The sequence below is a fragment of the Pseudonocardia hydrocarbonoxydans genome (assembly GCF_006539565.1).
Classification (GTDB): Bacteria; Actinomycetota; Actinomycetes; order Mycobacteriales; family Pseudonocardiaceae; genus Pseudonocardia; species Pseudonocardia hydrocarbonoxydans.
In genome coordinates this window covers 71,314-95,434 of sequence record NZ_BJNG01000003.1, presented here as the reverse complement: position 1 = coordinate 95,434, position 24,121 = coordinate 71,314, and the positions used below count along the sequence as shown (strand labels likewise).

The 24,121-nt window shown below is 74.6% G+C and carries 25 protein-coding genes; 11 read left to right on the top strand and 14 right to left on the bottom strand.

The features are described 5' to 3' along the window. Positions 1-36: 36 nt before the first annotated feature. The 4 genes from tatA to PHY01_RS01760 form a co-directional block, all read right to left on the bottom strand. Positions 37-336, bottom strand: coding sequence for a Sec-independent protein translocase subunit TatA (gene tatA / locus PHY01_RS01770; RefSeq protein ID WP_141276410.1), 300 nt, complete (start codon positions 334-336; stop codon positions 37-39). A 76-nt stretch (positions 337-412) separates the two neighbouring features. Then, complete coding sequence (locus PHY01_RS26135; protein WP_170183598.1) at positions 413-586, bottom strand: hypothetical protein; 174 nt, start codon at positions 584-586, stop codon at positions 413-415. A 2-nt stretch (positions 587-588) separates the two neighbouring features. Beyond that, complete coding sequence (locus PHY01_RS01765; protein ID WP_141276409.1) at positions 589-1,563, bottom strand: helix-turn-helix transcriptional regulator; 975 nt, start codon at positions 1,561-1,563, stop codon at positions 589-591. Positions 1,564-1,576: 13 nt separating this feature from the next. After that, positions 1,577-2,557, bottom strand: coding sequence for a helix-turn-helix transcriptional regulator (locus tag PHY01_RS01760; RefSeq protein ID WP_141276408.1), 981 nt, complete (start codon positions 2,555-2,557; stop codon positions 1,577-1,579). Positions 2,558-2,706: 149 nt separating this feature from the next. On the opposite strand from PHY01_RS01760, the gene PHY01_RS01755 reads away from it, so the two are divergent. Beyond that, positions 2,707-2,961: a hypothetical protein gene (locus PHY01_RS01755; RefSeq protein ID WP_141276407.1), complete on the top strand. Its 255-nt coding sequence runs from the start codon at positions 2,707-2,709 to the stop codon at positions 2,959-2,961. Positions 2,962-3,015: 54 nt separating this feature from the next. On the opposite strand, the gene pafA is transcribed toward PHY01_RS01755, so the two are convergent. Continuing rightward, positions 3,016-4,377, bottom strand: a complete 1,362-nt coding sequence (gene pafA / locus PHY01_RS01750) for a Pup--protein ligase (protein ID WP_141276406.1) — start codon at positions 4,375-4,377, stop codon at positions 3,016-3,018. Between the two features lie 115 nt (positions 4,378-4,492). On the opposite strand from pafA, the gene PHY01_RS01745 reads away from it, so the two are divergent. From PHY01_RS01745 to PHY01_RS01735, 3 genes are all read left to right on the top strand, one after another. Further along, positions 4,493-6,025, top strand: a complete 1,533-nt coding sequence (locus tag PHY01_RS01745) for a bifunctional phosphatase PAP2/diacylglycerol kinase family protein (RefSeq protein ID WP_246085625.1) — start codon at positions 4,493-4,495, stop codon at positions 6,023-6,025. 77 nt (positions 6,026-6,102) lie between these two features. Continuing rightward, positions 6,103-7,356 carry an alpha/beta fold hydrolase gene (locus PHY01_RS01740; RefSeq protein ID WP_246085624.1) on the top strand — a complete coding sequence of 418 codons (1,254 nt, stop codon included), beginning with the start codon at positions 6,103-6,105 and terminating at the stop codon, positions 7,354-7,356. Next, positions 7,353-8,051, top strand: coding sequence for an RraA family protein (locus PHY01_RS01735; protein ID WP_141276405.1), 699 nt, complete (start codon positions 7,353-7,355; stop codon positions 8,049-8,051). Before PHY01_RS01740 ends, PHY01_RS01735 begins: the two co-directional genes overlap by 4 nt. A 10-nt stretch (positions 8,052-8,061) precedes the next feature. Here PHY01_RS01735 and prcA read toward each other — a convergent pair whose 3' ends face one another. From prcA to dop, 4 genes are all read right to left on the bottom strand, one after another. After that, entirely contained in the window at positions 8,062-8,871 is an 810-nt protein-coding gene (gene prcA / locus PHY01_RS01730) for a proteasome subunit alpha (RefSeq protein ID WP_141276404.1), read from the bottom strand. A 4-nt stretch (positions 8,872-8,875) separates the two neighbouring features. Next, complete coding sequence (gene prcB / locus PHY01_RS01725) at positions 8,876-9,730, bottom strand: proteasome subunit beta (protein ID WP_141276403.1); 855 nt, start codon at positions 9,728-9,730, stop codon at positions 8,876-8,878. A gap of 74 nt (positions 9,731-9,804) precedes the next feature. Beyond that, the gene (locus tag PHY01_RS01720; protein ID WP_141276402.1) at positions 9,805-10,002 is read right to left on the bottom strand and encodes a ubiquitin-like protein Pup; all 198 of its coding nucleotides are present in this window, start codon (positions 10,000-10,002) and stop codon (positions 9,805-9,807) included. Between the two features lie 85 nt (positions 10,003-10,087). After that, the gene (dop, locus tag PHY01_RS01715) at positions 10,088-11,575 is read right to left on the bottom strand and encodes a depupylase/deamidase Dop (RefSeq protein WP_141276592.1); all 1,488 of its coding nucleotides are present in this window, start codon (positions 11,573-11,575) and stop codon (positions 10,088-10,090) included. Between the two features lie 172 nt (positions 11,576-11,747). Here dop and PHY01_RS01710 point away from each other — a divergent pair, with 172 nt between their 5' ends. After that, positions 11,748-12,815: an NAD(P)-dependent alcohol dehydrogenase gene (locus tag PHY01_RS01710; protein ID WP_141276401.1), complete on the top strand. Its 1,068-nt coding sequence runs from the start codon at positions 11,748-11,750 to the stop codon at positions 12,813-12,815. Between the two features lie 42 nt (positions 12,816-12,857). Here PHY01_RS01710 and PHY01_RS01705 read toward each other — a convergent pair whose 3' ends face one another. Further along, positions 12,858-13,355 carry a MarR family winged helix-turn-helix transcriptional regulator gene (locus PHY01_RS01705; RefSeq protein ID WP_141276400.1) on the bottom strand — a complete coding sequence of 166 codons (498 nt, stop codon included), beginning with the start codon at positions 13,353-13,355 and terminating at the stop codon, positions 12,858-12,860. A 90-nt stretch (positions 13,356-13,445) separates the two neighbouring features. Between PHY01_RS01705 and PHY01_RS01700 the strand changes: the two genes are divergently transcribed. From PHY01_RS01700 to PHY01_RS01685, 4 genes are all read left to right on the top strand, one after another. Further along, the gene (locus PHY01_RS01700) at positions 13,446-14,009 is read left to right on the top strand and encodes a YceI family protein (RefSeq protein WP_141276399.1); all 564 of its coding nucleotides are present in this window, start codon (positions 13,446-13,448) and stop codon (positions 14,007-14,009) included. A 127-nt stretch (positions 14,010-14,136) separates the two neighbouring features. After that, positions 14,137-16,902 carry an ATP-binding protein gene (locus tag PHY01_RS01695; protein ID WP_141276398.1) on the top strand — a complete coding sequence of 922 codons (2,766 nt, stop codon included), beginning with the start codon at positions 14,137-14,139 and terminating at the stop codon, positions 16,900-16,902. Positions 16,903-17,002: 100 nt separating this feature from the next. Further along, positions 17,003-17,479, top strand: coding sequence for a hypothetical protein (locus PHY01_RS01690; RefSeq protein ID WP_141276397.1), 477 nt, complete (start codon positions 17,003-17,005; stop codon positions 17,477-17,479). 94 nt (positions 17,480-17,573) lie between these two features. Then, positions 17,574-18,299: a helix-turn-helix domain-containing protein gene (locus PHY01_RS01685; protein ID WP_141276396.1), complete on the top strand. Its 726-nt coding sequence runs from the start codon at positions 17,574-17,576 to the stop codon at positions 18,297-18,299. On the opposite strand, the gene PHY01_RS01680 is transcribed toward PHY01_RS01685, so the two are convergent. Continuing rightward, entirely contained in the window at positions 18,236-18,637 is a 402-nt protein-coding gene (locus PHY01_RS01680) for a VOC family protein (protein WP_174824073.1), read from the bottom strand. The two genes, PHY01_RS01685 and PHY01_RS01680, sit on opposite strands and share 64 nt — an antisense overlap. A 144-nt stretch (positions 18,638-18,781) precedes the next feature. Between PHY01_RS01680 and PHY01_RS01675 the strand changes: the two genes are divergently transcribed. Further along, complete coding sequence (locus tag PHY01_RS01675) at positions 18,782-20,398, top strand: SLC13 family permease (RefSeq protein ID WP_141276395.1); 1,617 nt, start codon at positions 18,782-18,784, stop codon at positions 20,396-20,398. Here PHY01_RS01675 and PHY01_RS01670 read toward each other — a convergent pair. Next, positions 20,395-20,793, bottom strand: a complete 399-nt coding sequence (locus tag PHY01_RS01670) for a YchJ family protein (RefSeq protein ID WP_141276394.1) — start codon at positions 20,791-20,793, stop codon at positions 20,395-20,397. The genes PHY01_RS01675 and PHY01_RS01670 overlap by 4 nt on opposite strands. On the opposite strand from PHY01_RS01670, the gene PHY01_RS01665 reads away from it, so the two are divergent. After that, on the top strand, positions 20,792-21,337 hold the full coding sequence (locus PHY01_RS01665) for a protein-tyrosine phosphatase family protein (protein ID WP_141276393.1): 546 nt from the start codon (positions 20,792-20,794) through the stop codon (positions 21,335-21,337). The genes PHY01_RS01670 and PHY01_RS01665 overlap by 2 nt on opposite strands. Here PHY01_RS01665 and arc read toward each other — a convergent pair. Further along, entirely contained in the window at positions 21,270-23,030 is a 1,761-nt protein-coding gene (gene arc, locus PHY01_RS01660) for a proteasome ATPase (RefSeq protein ID WP_141276392.1), read from the bottom strand. The two genes, PHY01_RS01665 and arc, sit on opposite strands and share 68 nt — an antisense overlap. Before the next feature lie 219 nt (positions 23,031-23,249). After that, positions 23,250-24,101 carry a tRNA (adenine-N1)-methyltransferase gene (locus PHY01_RS01655; RefSeq protein WP_141276588.1) on the bottom strand — a complete coding sequence of 284 codons (852 nt, stop codon included), beginning with the start codon at positions 24,099-24,101 and terminating at the stop codon, positions 23,250-23,252. Positions 24,102-24,121: the final 20 nt, after the last annotated feature.

The following is a 24,121-nucleotide window of genomic DNA, read 5'->3' as shown; positions in this document are numbered from 1 at the left end:
CGCCCGACGGAGACTGAACCTGGCCACCGCCGCAGGCTACTGGGGGGTGGAGGAGTGGCCCTGCCCGGTGGCGGGGGTGGGCTGCTGCGCGGGGGGTGCGGCCGGGGTCTCGGCCGCGGGCGGGAGCGGGGCGGGCGCCGCGGGGGGCGCGGCCGGCGGCGGGACGTCGGCGTCGGCGTCGTCCTTGCCGTCGCTCTTCATGCCCTTCATCTCGCCCTTGAACACGCGCGCGGACTGCCCGATCGAGCGGGCCATGTCCGGCAGTCGCTTGGCGCCGAAGACCAGCACCAGTACGCCGATCAGGATCACGAATTCCCAGCCGCCGAGGCTCGGCATGGCGTCGTCCTTCCGTCGTGAGCAGTGCGCCTCGCAGTCTACGCACCCGTCCCGGGACACTCCGTGGCGGTAGCAGTTACGTTGTGTGACCGCGCCGGCGCACGGCCGGGAGCGCGGACCGTCCCCGGGCCAGCCCGTCGCGCAGCTCGGCGGCGGCCCGCGTCAGGCGCGGGAGCCGCGGCAGCACCGCGACCAGTACGACGATCAGCAGCAGCACCCCGATCCCGGCGATCACCAGCGGCAGCACCATGGTCAGCTCCTCGTGTCCCCGGCGGGATCGTCGGCGGCGGCGAGCGCGGCACGGGCCCGCCGGGCGACGGCCTCGGCCAGCTCCGGGGGATCCAGCACCCGCGCGCCACCACCCAACCCCAGCACCATCCGCACCAGCCAGGCGGGGTCGGCGTAGCGCAGCACGACCCGCAACCGTCCGCCCTCGACCTCCTGCGCCTGCTCGACCGGGTAGTACTCCGAGACCCACAGGGCGTCCGGTTCGAGCAGCAGCACCGCGGCGGGATGCTCGGGGCGGGCCCGGAACGCCCCGTCGGAGACGTCGGCGGGCTCGGCGTCGGGGGGCGGTTCGGCGGGTTCGTCGAGCACCGCCACGTCCTCGACGCGGTCGAGCCGGAACAGCCGGACACCCCCGGCGCGGCGGCACCAGGCCTCCAGGTAGCCGCGCCCCTCGACGATCAGCAGCCGCATCGGGTCGACCACCCGCTGCGAGACCGCGTCACGCCCGGCGGTGTAGTAGACGATCCGCAGCGCCCGCCCGTCCTCCAACGCCCGGCGCACGGCGGCCGAGACGGCCTCCTCCGCACGGGACAGGTCGACGGCCACGCCCGCGAGCCCGGCGTCGCCGACGGCCCGCTCGATCTTCGCGGTGGCGCGCCGGACGGCGCCGGTGTCGACGACGCCCGGCTGCTCCCCCAGCGTCCGCAGCGCGACCAGCAGCGCGGTGGCCTCGGCGGTGGTGAGCCGCAGCGGGCGGCGCATCCCCGCGTCCTCGATGACGCTGACGGTGTCGCCCGCGAACGACAGGTCGACGAGGTCACCGGGGCCGTACCCGGGGAGCCCGCACATCCACAGCAGCTCCAGGTCGCGGCGCAACTGCCGTTCGGTCACCCCGAAGTCCGCGGCGACCTCGGCGACCAGCACCCCCGGTCGGGCCAGCAGGTAGGGCACCAGCGACAGCAGCCGGGGCAGGCGTTCGGTGACGCCGCCGGTGCTCACCGCACTCCCCCGCTCACGTGGCCCCCACCGGGTCGGCCGCGGCGGCCCAGGCGGCCCTGACCCGCGCGGCCAGCTCCGGCGGGTCGAGCACCGCCACGTCGGGGCCGTGCCCGGCCAGCCAGCGCGCCACCGTCGCCGGGTCGCGCAGGTCGATCTCCAGCTCGTCGCCGGCGCGCCCGCCGCGGGTGCGCGGGCCGAGCACGCGGGCCATCCGGCGCAGCCCCTGCGCGCGGCCGGCGGCCGCCCAGACCCGCGCCACCCCGGTGACGGGCGGCAGGTCGGTGCCGCGCCGGACCGCCGCGGCCAGGTCGACGCCCTCGGGCACCCGGACGGCCCCGGCCGGCCCGGTCGCGGTGACCGGCCCCACGATCCGGGACACCCGGAACGAGCGGCGGTCGTCGCGGTCGCGGTCGTGGCCCACCAGGTACCAGCGGCCCCGCCAGGACACCACGCCCCACGGCTCGACGTGGCGGCGCACCACCTCCCCGCCCGGCCCGCCGCGGCGGTGGTCGAAGGTGACCGCCCGCCCGGCCTGCACGGCGGCGAGCAGCGGGGCGAACGCCGGGTCGCCCGCGCGGACCCGCGGCTGGATCCGGCCCGAGTCCTCGTCGACCTCCACCCCGGCGGCCCGCAGCTTCACCAGCGCGCCGCGGGCGGCCCCGGCGAGCTGCGGGGAGTCCCACAGCCGCGCGGCCAGCGCGACGGCGGCGGCCTCGTCGGGTTCGAGGTCGATCTCGCCCAGCTCGTAGTCCTGGCGGGCGATGCGGTAGCCGTCGGCGGTGTCGAACCCGGAGCGCCGCCCGGTCTCCAGCGGCACCCCCAGCTCGCGCAGCTCGGCCTTGTCGCGCTCGAACATCCGGAAGAACGCGTCGTCACCGGGTGCGTCGGCGTAGCCCGGGACGATCGACCTGATCCGCTCCGCGGTGAGGAACTGGCGCGTGGACAGCAGGCAGAGCACGAGGTTGACCAGCCGCTCGGCCCGCGAGGAGGACACGACCCGCATCGTACGACCGCAGGTCACCGCCCCGTGGCCGACCGGGGCATCCGGCCCGGTGTCTCATCCTGCGACACCGGCCGCCGGGCGGCTTGACCCCGGCGGCACGGCAGCGAAAGCTCGCCGGGAACCGCGACGAAGGGGACCCCATGAGCAGTGCGGAGCCGGTCGGCACCGAGACGTTCAACCCGTGGACGGTGGTGAACCTCGTGTTCGGCCACCTGTCCGACCACGGCCTGCACCCGGTCCTCGGCGAGGCGGGCGACCCGGCCGTCCCGGCGGCCGCCCTGCTGCGCGCGTTCGGCATCGAGCCCGGGCGCAACGACGAGACCGTCGCCTCGCCCCACGTGCAGGACACCCTCAGCGAGATCCGCCAGCGGATGCTCGGGGACCCCCCGGCCTGATCCCCCGCCTGCCCCCCGGCCCGACCCGCGGCCCGGCCGGGGAGCGGCGGCCGGCTACAGCGACGCGATCAGCCGGTCGACCCGCTCGTCGACCGAGCGGAACGGGTCCTTGCACAGCACGGTGCGCTGGGCCTGGTCGTTGAGCTTGAGGTGCACCCAGTCGACGGTGAAGTCGCGGCCCGCGGCCTGGGCGGCGGCGATGAAGTCGCCGCGGAGCTTGGCCCGGGTGGTCTGCGGGGGCGTGTCCTTGGCCGCCTCGATCTCCCCGTCGTCGGTGACGCGCTCGACCATCCCCTTGCGCTGCAGCAGGTCGAACAGCCCGCGGCCGCGCCGGATGTCGTGGTAGGCGAGGTCGAGCTGGGCGACCCGCGCGCTGGCCATGTCGAGGTCGTGGCGCAGCCGGTAGCGCTCGACGAGCCGGTGCTTGATGGCCCAGTCGATCTCCCGGTCGATCAGCGACAGGTTCTGGCCCTCCACGGCGTCGAGGGTGCGGCCCCACAGCTCGACCACGCGCGTCATCGACGGGTCCTCGCTGCCGCGGGAGGCCAGGTGCTCGACGGCGCGGGCGTGGTACTCGCGCTGGATGTGCAGCGCGCTGGCCTCACGGCCCCCGGCGAGCCGGACGGTGCGCCGCCCGGTGAGGTCGTGGCTGATCTCGCGGATGGCGCGGATCGGGTTGTCGAGGGTGAAGTCCCGGAACTGGACGCCCGCCTCGATCATCTCCAGCACCAGCGTGGCCGAGCCGACCTTGAGCATCGTGGTGGTCTCGGACATGTTGGAGTCGCCCACGATGACGTGCAGGCGCCGGTACCGCTCGGCGTCGGCGTGCGGCTCGTCGCGGGTGTTGATGATCGGGCGCGAGCGCGTGGTGGCGCTCGAGACGCCCTCCCAGATGTGCTCGGCGCGCTGGCTCAGGCAGTACACGGCCCCGCGCGGGGTCTGCAGCACCTTGCCCGCGCCGCAGATCAGCTGGCGGGTGACGAGGAAGGGCAGCAGCACGTCGGCGATGCGGCTGAACTCACCGGCCCGAGCGACGAGGTAGTTCTCGTGGCAGCCGTAGGAGTTGCCCGCCGAGTCGGTGTTGTTCTTGAACAGGTAGATGTCACCGCCGATGCCCTCGTCGATCAGCCGGCGCTCGGCGTCGACGAGGAGGTCCTCCAGTATCCGCTCCCCCGCCTTGTCGTGGCTGACGAGCTGGGCCAACGAGTCGCACTCGGCCGTGGCGTACTCGGGGTGCGAGCCGACATCGAGGTAGAGCCGCGCGCCGTTGCGCAGGAAGACGTTCGACGAGCGCCCCCAGGAGACGACGCGGCGGAAGAGGTACCGCGCCACCTCGTCCGGGGAGAGACGCCGCTGGCCGTGGAAGGTGCAGGTGACCCCGAACTCGGTCTCCACACCGTAGATCCGCCGCTGCATCCCCACAGCGTAGGCGGACGAACCCCGATCCGTGACGGATGTGACGGACGGTTTCCGGGAGCGGCGACCCGTCACCCGTCCCGTGCGCGGGCCGCGGCGCCCGTAGGGTCGGGGGGTGATCAGGCGGGCGAAGGGTGTCAGCGACGTGGACCGGGCGATCTCCCGGGCGGTGTCGGAGATCCCGCCGAGCGCGGCGGACGGGGCGTTGAAGACGCTGTCGACGGCGGCGAACCACAGCGTCCTGTGGCTCGGGATCGCCGCGGTCCTCGCCGCGCGGCGGGGGTCGAGCCGCAAGGCCGCACTGCGCGGGGTCTTCGCGATCGCCGCCGCCAGCACGTCGGCGAACGCGGTGCTCAAGCCGCTGCTGCCGCGCCGGCGTCCGGCCGCCTCCGAGCTGCCCGCCTACCAGAAGCTCGCCGACCCGCCGACGTCGTCGTCGTTCCCGTCGGGGCACGCGGCCTCGGCGGCGGCGTTCGCCACCGCGGTGGCGATGGAGAGCCCGCGGCTCGGGCTGGCCGTGGCGCCGCTGGCCGCGACCGTCGCCTACTCGCGGGTGCACGTCGGCGTGCACTGGGCCTCCGACGTCGTCGCGGGCGCCGCACTGGGCACCGGGCTCGCCTGGCTGTCGCGGCGCTGGTGGCCGGTGCGGCTCACCGACGAGGCCCGCGCCCGCCCGCTCGACACCGTGCCGGTCCTGCACGACGGCGAGGGCCTGGTGATGGTGTCCAACCAGCGCTCGGGCGATCCCGAGCACGACCCGGCCGACGACCTGGAGACCGCCTTCCCACGCGCCGTGGTCGTCCGCGCGGCACCCGACCGCGACCTCGACGAGCAGCTCGACGAGGCCGTGGAGGCCGTGGAGGCCGTGGGCGACCGTGCGCTGGCCATCGGCGTCGCGGGCGGCGACGGCACCGTCGCGGCCGCGGCGGCCGTCGCGGGGCGGCGCAGGCTGCCGCTGGTGGTGGTCCCGACCGGCACGCTCAACCACTTCGCCCGCGACGTCGGCGTCTACGACCTGCAGGAGGCCGTCGACGCCACCACCGCGGGCGAGGCCGTGGCCGTCGACCTGGCCCTGGTGGAGGTGCACCCCGGCCCGGAGTCCGACGCCGTGGTCCGCGTCCGCTACTTCCTCAACACCGCGAGCCTGGGCTCCTACCCCGACCTGGTGCGGCTGCGCGAGCAGTGGCAGCCGCGGTGGGGCAAGTGGCCCGCGTTCGCGGCGGCACTCGTCGTGGTGCTGAGCCGGGCCGAGCCGGTGGCCGTCCGCATCGAGGGGCGCTGGACGACGGTGTGGTTCCTGTTCGTCGGCAACGGGCCCTACCACCCGCGCGGCATGGTCCCGGCGTGGCGGCCCACGCTCGACTCCGGCCTGCTCGACGTCCGCTGGCTGCGGGCCGACGTCCGCTTCTCCCGGCTGCGGGCCGTCGCGTCCCTGCTGCTCGGCGCACTGGGCCACAGCCGCGTCTACGGGCAGCGCGAGGTCCCCGAGTTCGACGTCGAGCTGGCGGTGCCGGGCATGCTCGCCACCGACGGCGAGGTGGTCGAGGAGGCGGGCCACTACACGTTCCGGGTGGCCAAGGAGCCGATCGAGGTCTACCGCCGCCGCGAGGAGAACTGGACCGGGCGCGACCGCCCGTTCCTTCCCTAGGGTCTCCGCGGGCGCGCTGCCCGAACGCCCCGAACGCGGAGGTGCCGCCGGGGGCGGCGGACCGGTAGAACGAGGGCATGCGCGTCACCGGACTCGATCATCTCGTGCTCGTCTCCCCCGATCCCGAACGGCTGATCGCCTGGTACGTCGACGTGCTCGGGCTGGAGCCGCTGCGGCTGGAGCGATGGCGGGCCGGGGAGGTGCCGTTCGCGTCGCTGCGGGTCAGCGCCACGACGATCGTCGACGTGCAGGCGGGCGAGCGCACCGGCACCAACGTCGAGCACATGGCGCTGGTCGTGGACGCCGACCTCGACGCGCTCGCCGCGGAGCACGGCGTCGCCGCACCGCGGAGCCTGTTCGGCGCCCGCGGTCAGGGCACCGGGATCTACCTGCGCGATCCCGACGGCAACGGGGTCGAGCTGCGCAACTACCCGCCGGCGGCCGGCGGCGGGACGCTCGCCGCGCCCGTTGAGGGGTTCCGGCTGGCCTACGACGACCACCCCGGGCCCGGGGGGACCGTCGTCCTGCTGCACGGCTGGCCCGGCGACCGCCACGACTTCCGCGACGTCGTGGGCCGGCTGGCCGGGTCCTGCCGGGTCGTGGTGCCCGACCTGCGCGGGTTCGGCGACACCGGGCGCCCGGCCGGCGCCGAACCCGCCGCCTACGCCGCGGGCGGCCAGGCCCGCAGCGTCGCCGGGCTGATCGAGGAGCTGGGGACCGGCCCCGTCGTCGTCGCCGGTTACGACGTGGGATCGCGGGTGGCGCAGGAGCTCGCCGCGACCCGGCCCGACCTCGTCCGCTCGCTGGTGATTTCCCCTCCGACGCCGGGCGCGGGCACACGCGTGCTGTCGCCCGACGCGCAGCGGGAGTTCTGGTACCAGGCCTTCCACCAGCTCCCGCTCGTCGAGCAGCTGCTCGACGGCGACCCGGTCGCCGTCCGCGCCTACCTGCAGCACATCTGGTCGCACTGGTCGGGCCCCGACCACTCCCCCGATCCCGCCGAGCTCGACCGGCTCGCGGCCGGCTACGGCCGGCCGGGGGCGTTCACGGCGTCGGTCAACTGGTACCGGGCGGGCGCCGGGATGGTCGCGCGCTCGGTCGTCGAGCGGGCGCCGGACCCCGGCGACCGCCTGGCCGTGCCGACGACGGTCCTGTGGCCCGAGCACGACCCGCTGTTCCCGCACGAGTGGTCCGACCGCCTGGACGACTTCTTCTCCGCCGCCGAGCTCCGGCACCTCGACGGCGTCGGCCACTTCGTCCCGCTGGAGGCGGCGCCGCAGTTCGCCGCCGCCGTACTCGAGCGCGTCGTGAGCGGCGAGGGAGAGCGATGAGCAGGTCGCACGCCCGGCAGTGGACCGTGCAGGAGTCGGTGGAGCGGCCGGACCCGGCCGACGTCGCCGCGCTGCGCGCGTTCTCCACCACGCAGATCGCCGACTGCGGCGGCCCGGTCGGGGTCGTCGGGCCGCCGCTGCGCCGCGTCGCGGGCGGCCCGGAGTTCTGCGGGCCCGCGGTGACGGTCTGGACGAAGCCCGGCGACATCCTGTTCGTGCTCAAGGCACCCGACCTGGTCGGCGACGGCGACGTCCTCGTCATCGACGGCGGGGGCCGCGAGGACGCCGCCGTCATCGGCGACATCGTGGGCCGCACGATCCGCGACCGCGGCTGCACCGGCCTGGTCGTCGACGGGGCGGTGCGCGACGTCGAGGGCCTCGACGAGCTGGGCCTGCCGACCTTCGCCCGCGGGACGCACCCGGCCACCGGGTCCAACCAGGGCCCCGGCGCGATCAACGTGGCCGTGCAGTGCGGCGGCGTGGCCGTGCACCCCGGCGACGTGGTGCGCGGTGACGCCAGCGGGCTCGTGGTCGTGCCGCGCGGGGAGCTGCGGGCCGTGCTGGAGCTGACCCGCGCGGTGGCGCGGCGGGAGGCCGACTGGCTCGCCGCGGTGGCGGCGGGGGCCACGCTCGCCGAGGCCACCGGGGTCGAGGCCCTGATCGCCCGCCGGGGCGCGGAACCACCCGCGCCCTGACGGGCGCTCGTCAGGACGGGCCGCCCTCCGGCACGTCGTTCTCCGGGACGACCGGGCTCGCGTCGCCGCCCACGTCACCGGAACCTTCGGGGGCGTCGACGGCGCGGTTGGCCTCGGGCAGCAGCTCGCGCAGGGCCGAGCCGGTGATCCGCCGGAACGACCGGCGCGGCCGGCCGCGGTCGAGCACCGCCACCTCCAGCGCGCGGACGCCGAGCACCGCGGGCTGGGCGGTGCCGTTGCCGGCCGTGGAGCTGCTGGCCTGCAGTGCCTCGACGGCGTGCGCGATGGCCTCGGTGAGCGGGAGCCCTGGCCGGTAGGTCTCCTTGAGCTTCGCGCTGATCGGCTCGGTGGTGCCGCCCATGACGACGAACTGCGGCTCGTCGGTGATGGAGCCGTCGTAGGTGATGCGGTAGAGCTGGTCGGTCTCGGCGGTGGCCCCGACCTCGGCCAGGCACAGCTCCACCTCGTAGGGCTTCTGCTGCTCGACGAACGAGGTGCCCAGCACCTGGGCGTAGGTGTTGGCCAGCATCCGCCCGGTGACGTCGCGGCGGTCGTAGGTGTAGCCGCGGACGTCCGCCATCCGGACCCCGGCGTTGCGCAGCGTCTCGAACTCGTTGTAGCGCCCGACCGCGGCGAAGCCGATGCGGTCGTAGATCTCGGAGACCTTGTGCAGTGCGGTGGACCGGTTCTCCGCCACGAACAGCACGCCGTCGGTGAAGGTGAGGACCACGACGCTGCGGCCGCGGGCGATGCCCTTGCGGGCGAGCTCGGAGCGGTCGCGCAGCAGCTGGTCGACCGACGAGTAGAACGGCATCGTCATGGGGTCAGCCTCCGGGGTTCTCGGTGCGGCCGGCGACGACCTGGGCGACGACCTCGGCGATCTCGGTCTCCGGGCGGCGGATCGCGCCCTCCGGACCGGTGATCGACACGACGATCGGGTAGAGCTTGCGGGTGAGGTCGGGCCCACCGGTGGCGGAGTCGTCGTCGGCGGCGTCGTAGAGCGCCTCGATCGCGGTACGCACGGTGGTGGGCAGGTCGGCGTCCACGCGGTGGCGCTTCTTGAGCGCCGACTTCGCGAACACCGATCCCGACCCGACGGCGTGGTAGCCGAGCAGCTCGTCGTAGCGGCCGCCGGTGGCGTCGTAGGTGACGATCCGGCCGGCCGTCGACGGGTCGGGGGCGTCGATGTCGTACCCGGCGAACAGCGGCACGACCACGAACCCCTGCATCGCCGCGCCGAGGTTGGCGCGCACCATCGCGGCCAGCTTGTTGGCCTTGCCGTCCAGCGACAGCGTGGTGCCCTCGATCTTCTCGTAGTGCTCCAGCTCGACGGTGAACAGGCGCACCATCTCCAGCGCGATGCCCGCCGACCCGGCGATGCCGACGGCGGAGTGGGAGTCGGTGACGAAGACCTTCTCGATGTCGCGCTGGGCGATCACGTTGCCCTGGGTGGCGCGGCGGTCGCCGGCGATGACGACGCCGCCGGAGAACACGAGCGCGACGATGGTGGTGCCGTGCGGCACCGCGGGCGCCGCGCCCGCGGCACCACCGACGGGCACCGCGGAGGGGAGCAGGTGCGGCGCGTGGGCGGTGACGAAGTCGGTGAAGGAGGACGGGCCGGGCGCGAGGTACGCGTCCAGCCCGACGGGGGCGCGACGCCCCGGGTCGGGGAACGACATGATCAGGTCTGCGCCTCTCCTCGTGCGGGTACTGCTCGTGCGGTCGTACGGGTGGACGGGAGAGCCGGGACCGGCTACTCGCCGCCCTTCTGGACGTAGGCGCGGACGAAGTCCTCGGCGTTCTCCTCCAGGACGTCGTCGATCTCGTCGAGGATCGTGTCGACGTCCTCGCCGAGCTTCTCGCGCCGCTCCTGGCCGGCCGCCGCGGCGTCGGCGCCCTCGTCGTCGTCCCCGCCGCCGCCACCCTGACGCTTGGTCTGCTCCTGCGACATGACGCCTCCCGTCGATAGGTCGTGCTGGTGAAACCCTATCCCAGCGGACCGACGAAAGTCCGTGATCCGCCCGGCGCGATGCCGGTCAGCCGCGGGTGAGCGCCTCCACCAGCTCCTCGGCCGTGCGGGAGTTGTCGATCAGCTCGCCGACGTGCGAACGGGTGCCGCGCAGCGGTTCCAGGGTGGGGATGCGGACCAGGGACTCGCGGCCCAGGTCGAAGATCACCGAGTCCCACGAGGCCGCGGCGACCTCGGCCGGGTAGCGCTCCAGGCAGCGCCCGCGGAAGTAGGCCCGGGTGTCGTGCGGCGGCGCCGTCATCGCGGCGGTCACGTCGTCCTCGGACACCAGCCGCTTGATCGAGCCGCGCGCGACGAGCCGGTTGTAGAGGCCCTTGGCCATCCGCACGTCGGTGTACTGCAGGTCGACCAGGTGCAACCGGGGGGCGTCCCAGGTGAGCCCGTCGCGCTCGCGGTAGCCCTCCAGCAGCCGCAGCTTGGCCGTCCAGTCCAGGCGGTCGGCGGTGCTCATCGGGTCGCGGGCCAGGTCGTCGAGCACCTCGCCCCAGATCTGCATGACCTCCGCGGTGGCCTCGTCGGGGCTGTCGCCGAGGTGCGCGCGGGCCTTCTCGAAGTAGGCCTGCTGCACGTCGAGCCCGGTCATCCGCCGGCCGTCGGCGAGCTCGACGGTGGTCTTGAGCGTCGGGTCGTGGCTGATCCGGTGCACCGAGCGGACCGGCTCGGCCAGGCGCAGCTCGTCGAACCGCACGCCCTTCTCGATCATGTCCAGGACGATCGCCGCGGTGCCGACCTTGAGCAGCGTGGAGTACTCGCTCATGTTCGCGTCACCGATGATGACGTGCAGGCGGCGGTACTTGTCGGCGTCGGCGTGCGGCTCGTCGCGGGTGTTGATGATGCCGCGCTTGAGCGTGGTCTCCAGCCCGACCTCGACCTCGATGTAGTCGCTGCGCTGGGCCAGCTGGTAGCCGGTCTCGTCGCCGGAGGCCCCGCGTCCCACCCGCCCCGCCCCGCAGACGACCTGGCGGGTCACGAAGAACGGCGTGAGCCCGGAGACGATCGCGGGGAACGTCGTGGAGCGGGCCATCAGGTAGTTCTCGTGGGAGCCGTAGCTGGCGCCCTTGCCGTCGACGTTGTTCTTGTAGAGCTGAATCCGCGGCGCCCCGGGCACGGTGGCGGCGCGCATGGCGGCCTCCTCCATCACCCGCTCCCCCGCCTTGTCCCAGACCACGACGTCGCGCGGGGTCGTGACCTCGGGGGTGGAGAACTCGGGGTGCGCGTGGTCGACGTAGAGCCGCGCCCCGTTGGTGAGGATGACGTTGGCCGCGCCGAGGTCGTCGAGCTCGGAGTCGACCGGGTTGTGCATCGTGGGCGCGGACAGGTCGAAGCCGCGCGCGTCGCGCAGCGGCGACTCGACCTCGTAGTCCCACCGGGCGCGGCGCGACCGCGGGATGTCGGCCGCCGCGGCGTAGGCCAGGACCACCTGCGTGGAGGTGATGACGGGGTTGGCGGTGGGGTCGCCGGGGACGGAGATGCCGTACTCGATCTCGGTGCCCATGATCCGGCGGGCCGTCACGGGCAGGCCTTCGACGCACTCATGCGGCGAGCCTATCCGGCGGGCGCCGCGAACCACCGGCGCGCGGCGGCCGATCATGTTCCACGATGAGACCGGCATCACATGCACGTCGTTGCATGATCGGGGGACCCGAGCCCGAAGGGGGCAGCTCTCGATGCCGGAGACCATGAAGTCGTTCGTGATCAAGACTGTCGGTGCCACCGAGGTGGTGGAGAAGCCGATCCCGGACCCCGGACCCGAGGAGGCGATCGTCCACACGACCGCGGCCCTGATCTGCACCTCCGACGTCCACACCGTCAAGGGCGCGCTGCCGGTGCCCGACGGGCGCACGCTGGGCCACGAGTCGGTCGGGGTCATCCACAAGCTCGGGTCGGCCGTCACCGGCTTCGAGGAGGGCCAGCGGGTCGTCGTCTGCGCGGTGACGCCCTGCTACCGGTGTTCGGCCTGCCAGCGCGGCTTCACCAGCCAGTGCGGCGGCCCGCTGGGCGGCTACAAGTACACCGTCCAGATGGACGGCAACATGGCCGAGTACTTCGTGGTGCCCGCCGCGGCGGCCAACCTCACCCCGATCCCGGAGTCGATCAGCGACGAGCAGGCCGCGTACTGCTGCGACATGCTCACCACCGGGTTCATGGGCGCCGAGCACGCCTACCTGCAGTTCGGCGAGACCGTCGCGGTCTTCGCGCAGGGGCCGGTCGGGCTGTGCGCCACGATGGGCGCGCACCTGATGGGCGCCGGGCGGATCATCGCCGTCGAGTCCCGGCCCGAACGGCAGGCCCTGGCCAAGCGGTTCGGCGCCACCGACATCGTCGACTTCACCGCGGGCGACCCGGTCGAACAGATCATGGACCTGACCAACGGCGAGGGCACCGACGCGGCCATCGAGGCGTTCGGCTTCCCGCAGACCTTCGAGGCGTGCCTGCGCGTCACCAAGGCCGGCGGGCGGGTGTCCAACATCGGGTACCACGGGGAGAACCCGGCCCCGCTGCAGCTCCCGCTCGACGCGTTCGGGCTCGGCATGAACGACAAGGCCATCCACACCGGCCTGTGCCCCGGCGGCAGCGAGCGGATGAAGCGGCTGCTGCGCCTGCTGGAGTCCGGGCGCATCGACCCCACCCCGATGACGACGCACACCTTCGGCTTCGACCGCATCGGCGAGGCGTTCGAGATGATGACGACCAAGGCCGACGGCATCGTCAAGCCGCTGATCACCTTCCCCTGACCCGCACGGACGACCGGCCCTCCCGCCCCGCGGGAGGGCCGGTCACTCGTCCGCGGCCGAGTCGACCGCCGCGGGCCACAGCGGCTGCGGCGAGAGGTGTGCGGTCAGCACGTCGCTGATCTCGCGCAACGCGGCCTGCTGCTCCGGGGTGAGCCGGTCGAACAGCAGCTCGCGGACCTCCTCGACGTGCCCGGGCGCCGCCTCCCGCAACCGCTCCATCCCGGCCTCGGTGAGCGAGGCGAGCTGCCCCCGCCGGTCCGACGGGCACGGCCTGCGCTGCACGTAGCCGGCCTCCTCCAGGCGCGCGACGGCGTGCGAGAGCCGGCTGCGCGAGGACAGCGACGTCGAGGCGAGCTGGCTCATCCGCAGCGTCCGGTCCGGTGCCTCGGACAGCCGCGCGAGGATCTCGTAGTAGGCGTGCGGCAGCCCCGCACCCTGCTGGAGCTGACGCTCGACGCGGTCCCACAGCAGCCGGCTGGCCGTGAGGAAGCTGCGCCAGGTGCGCTGCTCCTCGTCGCTGAGCCACCGTGTGTCCTCCACGACACCCTCCCCGGAATAGTTGAGCTCTCAACCCGTTTCAACTATCGTCACCCTCAACACCTGAGAGTTCAACAAAACACGGAGGCTTCGATGACCACGGCAGCACAGACGCAGATCCCCGGCTACATCGCCGGCACCTGGGACATCGACCCGGTGCACTCGGAGGTCTCCTTCACCGTCCGCCACATGATGGTCAGCAAGGTACGCGGCCGGTTCACCGGATTCTCCGGCACGATCACCACCGCCGACGACGTCACCGCATCGGGTGTCCAGGTCGAGATCGACGCCACCTCGATCGACACCGCCAACGCCCAGCGCGACGGCCACGTCCGCTCCGCCGACTTCTTCGACGTCGAGAACCACCCGACGTGGAGCTTCACCTCCACCGCCGTGCGCCAGGACGGCGACGACCTGGCCGTCGACGGCGAGCTGACCGTCAAGGGCGTCACCCGGCCCGTCACCCTGGCCGTGGAGGTCGGCGGCTTCGGCCCCGACGCCTACGGCGGCACCCGCGCCGGCTTCACCGCCACCACCAGCATCAACCGCAGCGACTTCGGCGTCGACATCGCCATGCCGCTCGACGGCGGCGGCGTCGTCGTCAGCGAGAAGGTGCAGATCACCCTGGAGATCCAGGGCGTGCTGCGCACCTCCTGACAGGGCACCTCCTGACAGGGCACCTCCTGAGTCCACCGCTCCCCGACGGCCCCCGGCGCCCCGCGCCGGGGGCCGCGGTGCGTCCCGGCCCGTGACGGCGGGGGCCGCGGTGCCCCAGAATCCCCGAATGTCCCCCTGGCCACTGGTCGGCCGCGCCGAGCCGCTCGCCGAGCTGCGTGCCGAGCTCGACGGCGGCGGTCCCGCGGTGCTGCTGGTCGGCGGCGAGCCGGGGATCGGCAAGACCCGGTTGGCCACCGAGCTGGTGGCGGGCGCCCGGTGCCCGGTGCTGGCCGGGCGGGCCGATCCCGACGAGGGGGCGCCGCCCCTGTGGCCGTGGCTGCAGGTGCTCGCCGGGCGGCCCGAGCGCGCCGCGCTCGACGCCGAGGACCCCCGTCCCGCCGACGTCCCGTCGCTGGCCAGGGCCGCGCGCACGCTGGCCTTCGAGGCGGTGCTCGACGGCCTGGTCCGCTCGACGGCGGACACCGGGCTCGTCGTCGTGCTGGAGGACCTGCACTGGGCCGACGAGGCCACCCTGCACCTGCTGCGCCTGGCCGTGGGCCGCCCCGGTCTGGTGGTCGTCGGCACCTACCGGTCCACCGAACAGGGACCGGCCCTGCGCGACACCCTCACCGAGCTGCGCCGCCACGGCGGCACCCGCACGGTGACGCTGCGCCCGTGGACCGTCCACGACGTCGCCGCGCTGCTGCCCGCCGACGCCCACCCGTCCTGGGCCGCGGTGCTGGCGCGGGCCGGCTCGGGCAACCCGCTGCAGGTCGGGTCCCTGCTCACCACCCTGCTCGACGCCGGACGTGCCGGTACCCCGGCCCCCGCGGACGGGTCGTGGCCGCTCGGGGTGCCCGACGATCTCGCCGACGGCACCGCCGCCCGGCTGGCCAGGCTCGACCCGGCCGCCCGGCTCGCCGTCGAGGTGGCCGCGGTGGCCGGCACCGGCTGCTCGCCCGAGCACGTGGCCGTCCTGACCGGCGAGCCGGGCGACGCCGCACTGGCCGGGCTGGAGACCGGCGTCGCCGCCGGGCTGCTCGCGGCCGAGGGACCGCTGTCCTTCGCCCCGGCGCACGCGCTGCTGCGCGAGGCCGTCTACGCCCGGCTGCCCGCCGCGCGCCGGCTGCGGTGGCACGCCCGCCTGGCCGACGCCGTCGAGGCCGGGGAGCTGCCGGGCGAGGCCGTCACCCACCGGCTGCGGGCCGCCACCGACGCCGCGGGGCGCGCGGCCGCGGTACGCGCCTGCCGCACCTCCGCGGCCGGGGCGCTCGCCGCGACGGCCTTCGACCGGGCGGTGACGCTGCTCGACGCCGCGCTCGCGCTGCCCGGCGGCGAGCCGGCCGTCCGGGCGGCGGTGCTGCTGGAGGCGGCCGAGGCCGACTTCGCCGCGGGGCGCCCCGAGGAGGCGGTCCGGCGCTGCCGGGAGGCGGCGGCACTGCGCCCCGGTCCCGCCGCGCTGGTCCGTGCCGCGCTGGTCGTCCGCGGGATCAGCGGGCCGCACAACGCCGACCTGGTCGAGCTGTGCGACATCGCCCTGCAGGCCGTCGACCCGGCCGACCGGGCCGCCCGCGCGCGGCTGCTCGCCCAACGCGCGCTGGCCCGCACCGAGGTCCTGGGGCACGACGACCTCGACGCCGACAGCGCCGAGGCACTGCGGCTGGCCGAGGAGAGCGGGTCGCCCGCGGCGCTGTCGGACGCGCTGCGGGCCCGGCAGGAGGCCGTCAGCGGACCGGCGGGGGTCACCGAGCGGCTGGCCATCGCGGCCCGGATGGTGGCGCTGGACGGCGGGCCGGCCGACAACGAGCTGTGGGGCCGGCTGTGGCGGGTGGATGCGGCGTTCCAGCTCGGCGCCGTCGAGGTCGTCGACTCCGAACTGGCGCACCTCGACGCGCTCGCCGAACGGCTGGGCTGGCCGCTGGCGGCCTGGCACGCGCACCGGCTGCGGGCCGCGCGGTACCTGCTCGCCGGGCGGTTCCCCGAGGCCGAGGACCAGGCCGACCGCGCGCTCGCCGCGGCGGCGCGCACCGGTGACCGCAGCGCGATCGGGATCGACGGCGCCTTCCGCAGCGAGCTGCGCCACCTGCAGGGCGACCACACCCGGGTACGGGAGCTGGCCCACCGCGGGGAACGGATCGGCGCCGCCCGCCTGCCCATCTTCTGGGCCGACCTCGGTGTCCGCCTCCTCGACGCGGGCGACGTCGACCGCGCCCACCGCTTCCTCGACCTGCTCCGCCAGGCGCTCGACGGGCTGCGCCGCGACGGCCGCTGGCTCACCACGGTCGTGCGCACCGCCGAGCTGGCCGTGCGGTTCGACGACCACGACACCGCCGCCCGCGCCGTGGAGCTGGCGACGCCGTTCGCCGCCCACTACGTGGCGGGCGGCTCGGGGTCGGTGCGCTGCGACGGGTCGGTCTCCCGCGCGCTGGGCATCGTCGCGGCCGCGCTGGGGCGCACCGCGGAGGCCGAGCGCCGCCTCGTCGACGCCGTGGCGATGGAGGACCGCATCGGCGCCCTGCCCTACCGGGTGCTGTCGGAGACCGCGCTGGCCCGCCTGCTCGCCGACCGCGACCCGGAACGGGCCGGGGGGCTGGCGCGCCGCGCCGCCGACACCGCCCGCCGGCTCGGGATGCCGCCCGCGCTGGCGGCCGCGCAGGACGTGCTGTCGCGGCTGCGCGACGCGCGGCGCTCCGCGGTGCCGCTGACCGCCCGCGAGCGCGAGGTCCTCGCCCGGCTGGCCGGCGGGCGGACCAACCGGCAGATCGCCGAGGAGCTCGTGCTCTCCGAGCGGACCGTCGAGACCCACGTGACCCACGTGCTCGGCAAGCTCGGCGTCGGCAACCGCACCGAGGCCGCGGCCTGGGCCGCCCGCCACGGCCACACCGACGCCTGAGGCCGGGTTCCGTACCGCGACCGAGGGGTTCCGCGGATCCCGGCGGTGTCCCCCGCCCGGCACGGTCGTCGCACCTCACCGCGATCGAACCGGAGGATCCGTGTACGCCACCCTGCACCGCTCCAGCGAGCCCGGCCCGGCCCCGGGCGCCGACCTCGTCCTGCACCAGATCGGCGGCCCGGTCACCCTCACCGTGCACCTGACGCCCGACCGCCCGGCCGACCCGTCGGCGTACGAGGTGCAGCAGGACTGCGGCCTGACCGAGCCCGACGCCGTCCCCACCGCCGCGCAGGTCATCACGTTCACCGGGCCGCTGAGCGAGCAGGTGGTGGCCGCGGCGGGACGGGCCGCGCGCGAGCGGATCATCCCGGCGATGGCGGCCCATCCCGGCTCGGTCCGGCAGCTCGCCCTGTGGCAGCCCGAGCTGCGCCGACAGGTCGTCATCACCCTCGCCACCTCGCTGCGGTCCCTGGAGGAGGGCGGCCGCAGGGTCGGCGCCCTGCCCCTGCTCCCCGGCGAGGACGTGGCCCTGCTCCCCGGCCCCGACCACGTCGAGATGTTCCGGGTGCGGGAATGAGCGTGCTGGTGCTGCTGATGGCCCGCCGGTACCTCCCGCCGCCGCGGCAGCCCGGCGCGGCCCACCCGCCCACCGGGCCGCGCTACCGTCGGGCGTGGCCTACCGCGAGTTCCCCGCGCCGTCACGGCTCGCCGGGCTCGTCGAGTGCGGATGGACGGTGGTGAGCGACCCCGGCCCCGCGCGGGTCACCGACGTGCTGCCCGACGGCTGCATGGACCTGGTCTGGGCCGACGGCCAGGTCGTCGTCGCCGGGCCCGACACCGCACCCCATCCGGCCCGCCACGAGCCGGGGTCCACGGCGGTCGGGCTGCGGTTCGCCCCCGGCGCGCTGCCCGGCCTGCTGGGGGTGCCCGCCGCGGCGCTGCGCGACACCCGCGTACCGCTGGCGGAACTGGTGCCCTTCCTGCCCCGGCCCGCCGCGGACGGCCCGGGCCGGCTGCTCGTCGGGCTCGTCGCCGGGCTCCCCGGGCCCGGCCCGGACCGGGCCGTGCGCGAGCTCGCGGCCCGCATCGGCGCCGGTGACGGCGTGGCGGCGACGGCCGACGCGCTGGGCTGCACCACCCGCACCCTGCACCGCCGCTGCCAGGACGCGTTCGGCTACGGCCCGTCGGTGCTGCGGCGGGTGCTGCGGTTCCGCCGCGCCGCCGCCCTGCTCCACGCCGGGGTGGCACCCGCCGAGGTCGCCGCCCGCACCGGGTACGCCGACCAGCCGCACCTGTCCCGCGAGGTCCGGGCACTCGCCGGGGTCGCGCCCGGTCAGCTGGCCGCAGGCGCGAACAGGTCGGCGCCGGTGCCGTCGGGGTCGAGCACCACGGCGTAGCGCTGCCCCCACGGCGCGTCGAACGGCTCCATCTCGCCGCGGTACCCGGCCGCCGTCAGCGCCGCGTAGGCGGCGTCGACACCCGCCGGGTCCGGCAGCCGGAACGCCAGCGACGTGCGGCCTCCCCCGGTCGGGGCGGTCCAGTGGGGGTCCATCGAGCGGATGACCTCCTCGGTGTCGAACATCAGCCGCAGCCCGCCGGGCAGGACCGCCTCGACGTGCGGCGCGGACTCGGCGCCGTCGGGAACGGCGACGCCCAGCGTCCGGTAGAAGGCGCACGTCGCCGCCATGTCGGCCACGACCAGCCCGATGGCGTCCAGCTTCGCGTCGATCGTCATGGTCGCCACGCTAGGGCGCCGTGCGGCCACGGTCGTGAACGGATCGGACACCCTCCATACCGGACCAACCGCTCCGAACGGACGAACAGTCACGATCGGGGTACCGTGCGCCCCGGACCGGAGGCCGTGGTCGAAGGAGCCCCCATGGCGAGCACGCAGCCCGCAGCATCCGCCGACGCGCAGCCCGACACCGGCGGCGAACGACCCGCCGGGACCGGCGGCGACCCCCGCCCGCCCGGCCGGGTGTGGGCCTTCCGCGGGCTCGGCCTCCTCGCCGCGGGGCTGACCTGGCTCGCGCTCGGCTCGGCGACGGCGCTGGAGCCCACGGGGCGGATGGTCGCCGCGATCGGCGTGCTGATGGCCGTCTGGTGGATGACCGAGGCACTGCCGCTCTCGGCCACCGCGCTGGTCCCGATCGTCGCGTTCCCCGCCTTCGGCATCCTGTCCGTGGGCGACGCCACCGCCCCCTACGCCGACCCGATCGTCTTCCTGTTCCTGGGCGGGTTCCTCATCGCCATCGCGATGCAGAAGTGGCATCTCCACCGGCGCATCGCCCTGCTCACGCTGCGGGGGGTCGGGACACAGCCGCACCGGATCGTCCTCGGCATGATGATCTCGACGGCGTTCCTGTCGATGTGGGTGTCGAACACCGCGACGACGCTGATGATGCTGCCGATCGCGCTGAGCGTGCTCTCGCTGGTCGTCGAGCGCAGCCGGGGCACCGGGGAGGTGCGCCGCGGCTCCGCGATCAGCGACACCGTCGACGACCCGGCCGTGCGGGTCTTCGGCGTCGGGCTGGTCCTGGCGATCGCGTGGTCCGCCTCGATCGGCGGGCTCGGCACGCTGCTGGGCAGCCCGCCCAACGCCATCGTCGCCGGCTACGTCAGCGAGCAGCTCGACCGCGACATCACCTTCCTGGGGTGGATGCAGCTCGGGGTCCCGCTCGTGGTGGTGTTCCTGGTGATCGCCTGGCTGCTCATCACCCGGGTGCTGTTCCGCAGCGGTCTCGACGAGATCCCCGGCGGCAAGGAGATGATCGCCGGACAGATCCGCGAGCTGGGCCCGATCAGCACCGGCGAGAAGCGGGTGCTCGCCGTGTTCGCCGGCGCGGCGTTCCTGTGGATCGTCCCCGGGCTGCTCGCCCGGATCGAACCGGTCGAGGCGGCGCTGCCCTGGCTCGGCGAGCTGAACGACACCGCCATCGCCATCGCGGCGGGCGTCGTGCTGTTCCTGCTGCCGGGCAACCGCCGCACCGACGACGCACGCGGCGAGATGCTGCTGAACTGGGACGACGCCCAGAAGGGGCTGCCCTGGGGCGTCCTGCTGCTCTTCGGCGGCGGTCTCAGCCTGGCGGGTGCGGTGGCCGCCAGCGGGCTGGACGCCTGGATCGGCGCGCAGGTGGAGGGCCTCGGCGTGCTGCCGATCGTGCTGCTCGTCATGGCGATCGTCGCGATCGTCCTGCTGCTCACCGAGGTCACCAGCAACACCGCCACCGCCGCGACGTTCATCCCGGTGCTCGGCGGCGTCGCGCTGGGCATCGGGGCCGACTCGATGACGTTGCTCGTCCCGGCCGCCCTCGCCGCGACCTGCGCGTTCATGCTGCCCGTCGGCACCCCGCCGAACGCGATCGTGTTCGGCAGCGGCACGGTGACGATCGGACAGATGGCCCGCGGTGGCGCGGTGCTCAACGTCGTCGGGGTCCTGCTGATCACCCTGTTCAGCTGGCTGCTCGGCGGGTGGGCGCTGGGCCTGCAGTTCTAGGCGGGACCGACGTAGACCCAGCGCCCGGCCACCCGGCGGAACCGGCTGTCCTCGGCCACCACTCCCCCGTCGTGGTGGGCCCGGAACCCGACGGTGCCGGCCGACTCGAACAGCCCGCCACCGGTGCGGTCGAGCACCTCCAGCCGCGTCCAGCGGGTGCCCGGGTCGACCGTGACGCGGCGCGGGCGGGTGTCGGGGTCCCAGGTGGCGTGCAGGTAGGCGGCGTCGCCGACGACGAACGCGCTGTAGCGCGAGCGCATCAGCGCCTCGGCGGTGGGCGCACCCCCGTCGCGGTGGTAGCGGCCGCAGCAGGCGTCGTAGGAGGCGGGCAGCCCGCACGGACAGGTACTCACGCGTGCAGTCTCCCCCGCCGGCTGCGGCAGGATGCGCCGCATGCTCCCGCAGCAGGGCCACGTCGTCCTCCCCGACGGCACGGTCGTGCGCGGGCGGGGCCGCCGTGACGCCCCGGCCGATCCCCCGCCGGAGTTCGGCCTGTACCTGCACCGGCGCCGCGGCGGGTGGGAGCCCGGGTGGCCCGCGCAGTGGCTGGACTGGCCCGACTTCCGCACCCCCCGCGACCGTGACGCGGCGGCCGCGGCGATCGAGCACGCCCATCGACTGGCCCGCGACGGCAGCCGCGTGGAGATCGCCTGCGACGGCGGCACCGGGCGCACCGGGACGGTGATCGCCTGCATGGCGGTGCTGGCCGGGCATCCGGCCGAGGACGCCGTGGCCTGGACCCGGGCGCACTACCGGCCGCGCGCCGTCGAGACCCCGTGGCAGCGGCGCTGGGTGCTCTGGTTCGCCGCGCGCCGACCGGACGACGACGGGGCCGGTCGCGTGTCGCGACCGGCCCCGTCGTCGGACGGTCCTACAGGTACTGGCCGGTGTTCGACGCCGTGTCGATGGCCCGGCTGCTGGCCTCGTTCTTGCCGGTGACCAGCGTGCGGATGTAGACGATCCGCTCGCCCTTCTTGCCCGAGATCCGCGCCCAGTCGTCGGGGTTGGTGGTGTTGGGCAGGTCCTCGTTCTCGGCGAACTCGTCGACGATGGCGTCGAGGAGGTGCTGCACCCGCAGGCCGCGCTGGCCCGACTCGAGCACCGCCTTGATCGCCGACTTCTTGGACCGGTCGACGATGTTCTGGATCATGGCGCCGGAGTTGAAGTCCTTGAAGTACAGGGTCTCCTTGTCACCGTTGGCGTAGGTGACCTCCAGGAACCGGTTCTCCTCGGTCTCGTCGTACATCCGCTCGACGACCCGCTCGATCATCGCGTCGATGCAGGCCTTGCGGTTGCCGCCGAACTCGGCGATGTCGTCGGCGTGCACCGGCAGGGTGTCGGTGAGGTACTTGGAGAAGATGTCCTGGGCCGCCTCGGCGTCCGGGCGCTCGATCTTGATCTTGACGTCGAGCCGGCCCGGCCGCAGGATCGCCGGGTCGATCATGTCCTCGCGGTTGGAGGCACCGATCACGATGACGTTCTCCAGGCCCTCGACGCCGTCGATCTCGGCGAGGAGCTGGGGCACGATCGTGGTCTCGACGTCGGAGGACACGCCCGACCCCCGGGTGCGGAAGATGGAGTCCATCTCGTCGAAGAACACGATCACCGGGGTGCCGGCGCTCGCCTTCTCCCGCGCCCGCTGGAAGATCAGCCGGATGTGCCGCTCGGTCTCGCCGACGAACTTGTTGAGCAGCTCGGGGCCCTTGATGTTGAGGAAGAACGCCCGGCCCTCGTTCGGGTCGTCGCCGCGCTGGGCCGCGATCTTCTTGGCCAGCGAGTTGGCCACCGCCTTGGCGATGAGCGTCTTGCCGCAGCCGGGAGGGCCGTAGAGCAGCACGCCCTTGGGCGGGCGCAGCTCGTACTCGGTGAACAGCTCGGCGTGCAGGAACGGCAGCTCCACGGCGTCGCGGATCTGCTCGATCTGCCGGAACAGGCCGCCGATGTCCTCGTAGCCGACGTCGGGCACCTCCTCCAGCACGAGGTCCTCCACCTCGGCCTTGGGCACGCGCTCGTAGGCGTAGCCGGCCTTGGTGTCGACCAGGAGGGAGTCGCCGGGCTTGAGGTGCACGAAGTCGGGGACGGAGTCGTCGAACAGCGGGGCGGCGAGCCACACCACGCGCTCCTCGTCGGCGTGCCCGACGACCAGCGCGCGACCGGCGAGCCCGTCGGCGGTGGGCTCGGCGAGGACCTCGCGCAGGCCGCAGACCTCGCCGATGCGCTCGTAGTCGCCCGCCTCGACGACGGTGAGCGCCTCGTTGAGCCGCACGGTCTGGCCGCTGCGCAGGTCCTCGGTGGGGACCGCGGGCGACACGGCGACGCGCATCCGCCTGCCGGAGGTGAACACGTCGACGGTCTCGTCGGGGAAGCGCGCGAGGAACACGCCGTAGCCGCTGGGCGGCTGGGCCAGGCGGTCGACCTCCTCGCGCAGCGCGATGAGCTGCCCGCGGGCCTCCTTCAGGGTCTCGGTCAGCTTCTCGTTGCGCGCGGAGAGCTGCGAGAGCCGGCTGGCCGACTCGGCGAGACGCTGCTCCAGAACGCGGGCCTGGCGGGGCGACTCGGTGAGCTTGCGCCGGAGTAGGGCGACCTCTTCCTCGAGGAAGCGGATCTGGGCGGCGGCCTCGTCGGGACTCATGTCCCCGTGGCCACCTGGGTGCTGTCTGCCGGTTCCGTCGTAGGGGTTCACGGCATCCTCCCTCCGTGTTCCGTTTCCATACGATACCTGGCCACCCTGGCACACGCGGTGCGGCGAATCGGTGATCCACCACTCACCGGGGTGGCACCTTGACGGCGGGGGCAGCTCCCGTGTCGGTGACGGCACGTGCGTCCGGGCGGCGCAGCGCGCCGCGGCCGGTCAGCGGGTGGTGGTGGGCCGGCGTTGCGGCCGCGGGGGGCTGACCCCGTCGGCCAGTCGACGCGCCGTCACGAGGAAGGCGGTGTGGCCCTGCATCCGGTGCTCGGGGCGGACCGCGAGCCCGACGACGTGCCAGGCCCTGACCAGCGTCTCCCACGCCTCGGGCTCGGTCCAGCACTGCTGCTCGCGCAGCGCCTCGGTGAGCCGCGACAGCTGGGTGGTGGTGGCGACGTACCCGACGAGCACCCCGCCGGGGACCAGCGCGTCGGCCACGGTGCCCAGGTGCTCCCACGGGGCGAGCATGTCCAGGACGACGCGGTCGACCTGTCCGTCCTCGACGTCGGCGTGAGCGGCGAGGTCGGCCACGGTCAAGGACCAATGGGGTGGGATCCCGCCGAAGAAACGGCTGACGTTGCGCTCCGCGTGCTCGGCGTGGTCGGCCCGGATCTCGTAGGACACCACCCGTCCGGTGGGTCCGACGGCCTGCAGCAGCGAGCAGGTGAGCGCGCCGGAGCCCGCGCCCGCCTCCAGCACCCGCGCTCCGGGGAACACGTCGCCCCACATGAGGATCTGGGCGGCGTCCTTCGGGTAGATGACCTGGGCGCCGCGGGGCATGGACAGGACGTAGTCGGCGAGCCGGTGGCGCAGCGCGAGATAGGGGGTGCCGACGGGCGAGAGGACCAGGCTGCCCTCGGGCTGCCCGATGAGGTCGTCGTGCCGGATGCCGCCGCGGTGGGTGTGGTACTGGGCCCCCGCCTCGAGGGTGACGGTGTAGTGGCGGCCCTTGGGGTCGGTGAGCTGCACGCGGTCGCCCGCGCGGAACGGGCCGCCGCGGGCCGGGCCCGCGGGCACCGGCGCGGTGACGTCGGCGG

Bases quoted from the DNA above. Each gene is read 5' to 3' on its own strand.
- tatA (WP_141276410.1), bottom strand. From the start codon at position 336: ATGCCGAGCCTCGGCGGCTGGGAATTCGTGATCCTGATCGGCGTACTG.
- PHY01_RS26135 (WP_170183598.1), bottom strand. From the start codon at position 586: ATGGTGCTGCCGCTGGTGATCGCCGGGATCGGGGTGCTGCTGCTGATC.
- PHY01_RS01755 (WP_141276407.1), top strand. From the start codon at position 2,707: ATGAGCAGTGCGGAGCCGGTCGGCACCGAGACGTTCAACCCGTGGACG.
- pafA (WP_141276406.1), bottom strand. From the start codon at position 4,377: ATGCAGCGGCGGATCTACGGTGTGGAGACCGAGTTCGGGGTCACCTGC.
- PHY01_RS01740 (WP_246085624.1), top strand. From the start codon at position 6,103: ATGCGCGTCACCGGACTCGATCATCTCGTGCTCGTCTCCCCCGATCCC.
- PHY01_RS01735 (WP_141276405.1), top strand. From the start codon at position 7,353: ATGAGCAGGTCGCACGCCCGGCAGTGGACCGTGCAGGAGTCGGTGGAG.
- prcA (WP_141276404.1), bottom strand. From the start codon at position 8,871: ATGACGATGCCGTTCTACTCGTCGGTCGACCAGCTGCTGCGCGACCGC.
- prcB (WP_141276403.1), bottom strand. From the start codon at position 9,730: ATGTCGTTCCCCGACCCGGGGCGTCGCGCCCCCGTCGGGCTGGACGCG.
- PHY01_RS01720 (WP_141276402.1), bottom strand. From the start codon at position 10,002: ATGTCGCAGGAGCAGACCAAGCGTCAGGGTGGCGGCGGCGGGGACGAC.
- dop (WP_141276592.1), bottom strand. From the start codon at position 11,575: ATGGGCACCGAGATCGAGTACGGCATCTCCGTCCCCGGCGACCCCACC.
- PHY01_RS01710 (WP_141276401.1), top strand. From the start codon at position 11,748: ATGCCGGAGACCATGAAGTCGTTCGTGATCAAGACTGTCGGTGCCACC.
- PHY01_RS01700 (WP_141276399.1), top strand. From the start codon at position 13,446: ATGACCACGGCAGCACAGACGCAGATCCCCGGCTACATCGCCGGCACC.
- PHY01_RS01695 (WP_141276398.1), top strand. From the start codon at position 14,137: ATGTCCCCCTGGCCACTGGTCGGCCGCGCCGAGCCGCTCGCCGAGCTG.
- PHY01_RS01680 (WP_174824073.1), bottom strand. From the start codon at position 18,637: ATGACGATCGACGCGAAGCTGGACGCCATCGGGCTGGTCGTGGCCGAC.
- PHY01_RS01675 (WP_141276395.1), top strand. From the start codon at position 18,782: ATGGCGAGCACGCAGCCCGCAGCATCCGCCGACGCGCAGCCCGACACC.
- PHY01_RS01665 (WP_141276393.1), top strand. From the start codon at position 20,792: ATGCTCCCGCAGCAGGGCCACGTCGTCCTCCCCGACGGCACGGTCGTG.
- PHY01_RS01670 (WP_141276394.1), bottom strand. From the start codon at position 20,793: ATGCGGCGCATCCTGCCGCAGCCGGCGGGGGAGACTGCACGCGTGAGT.
- arc (WP_141276392.1), bottom strand. From the start codon at position 23,030: ATGAGTCCCGACGAGGCCGCCGCCCAGATCCGCTTCCTCGAGGAAGAG.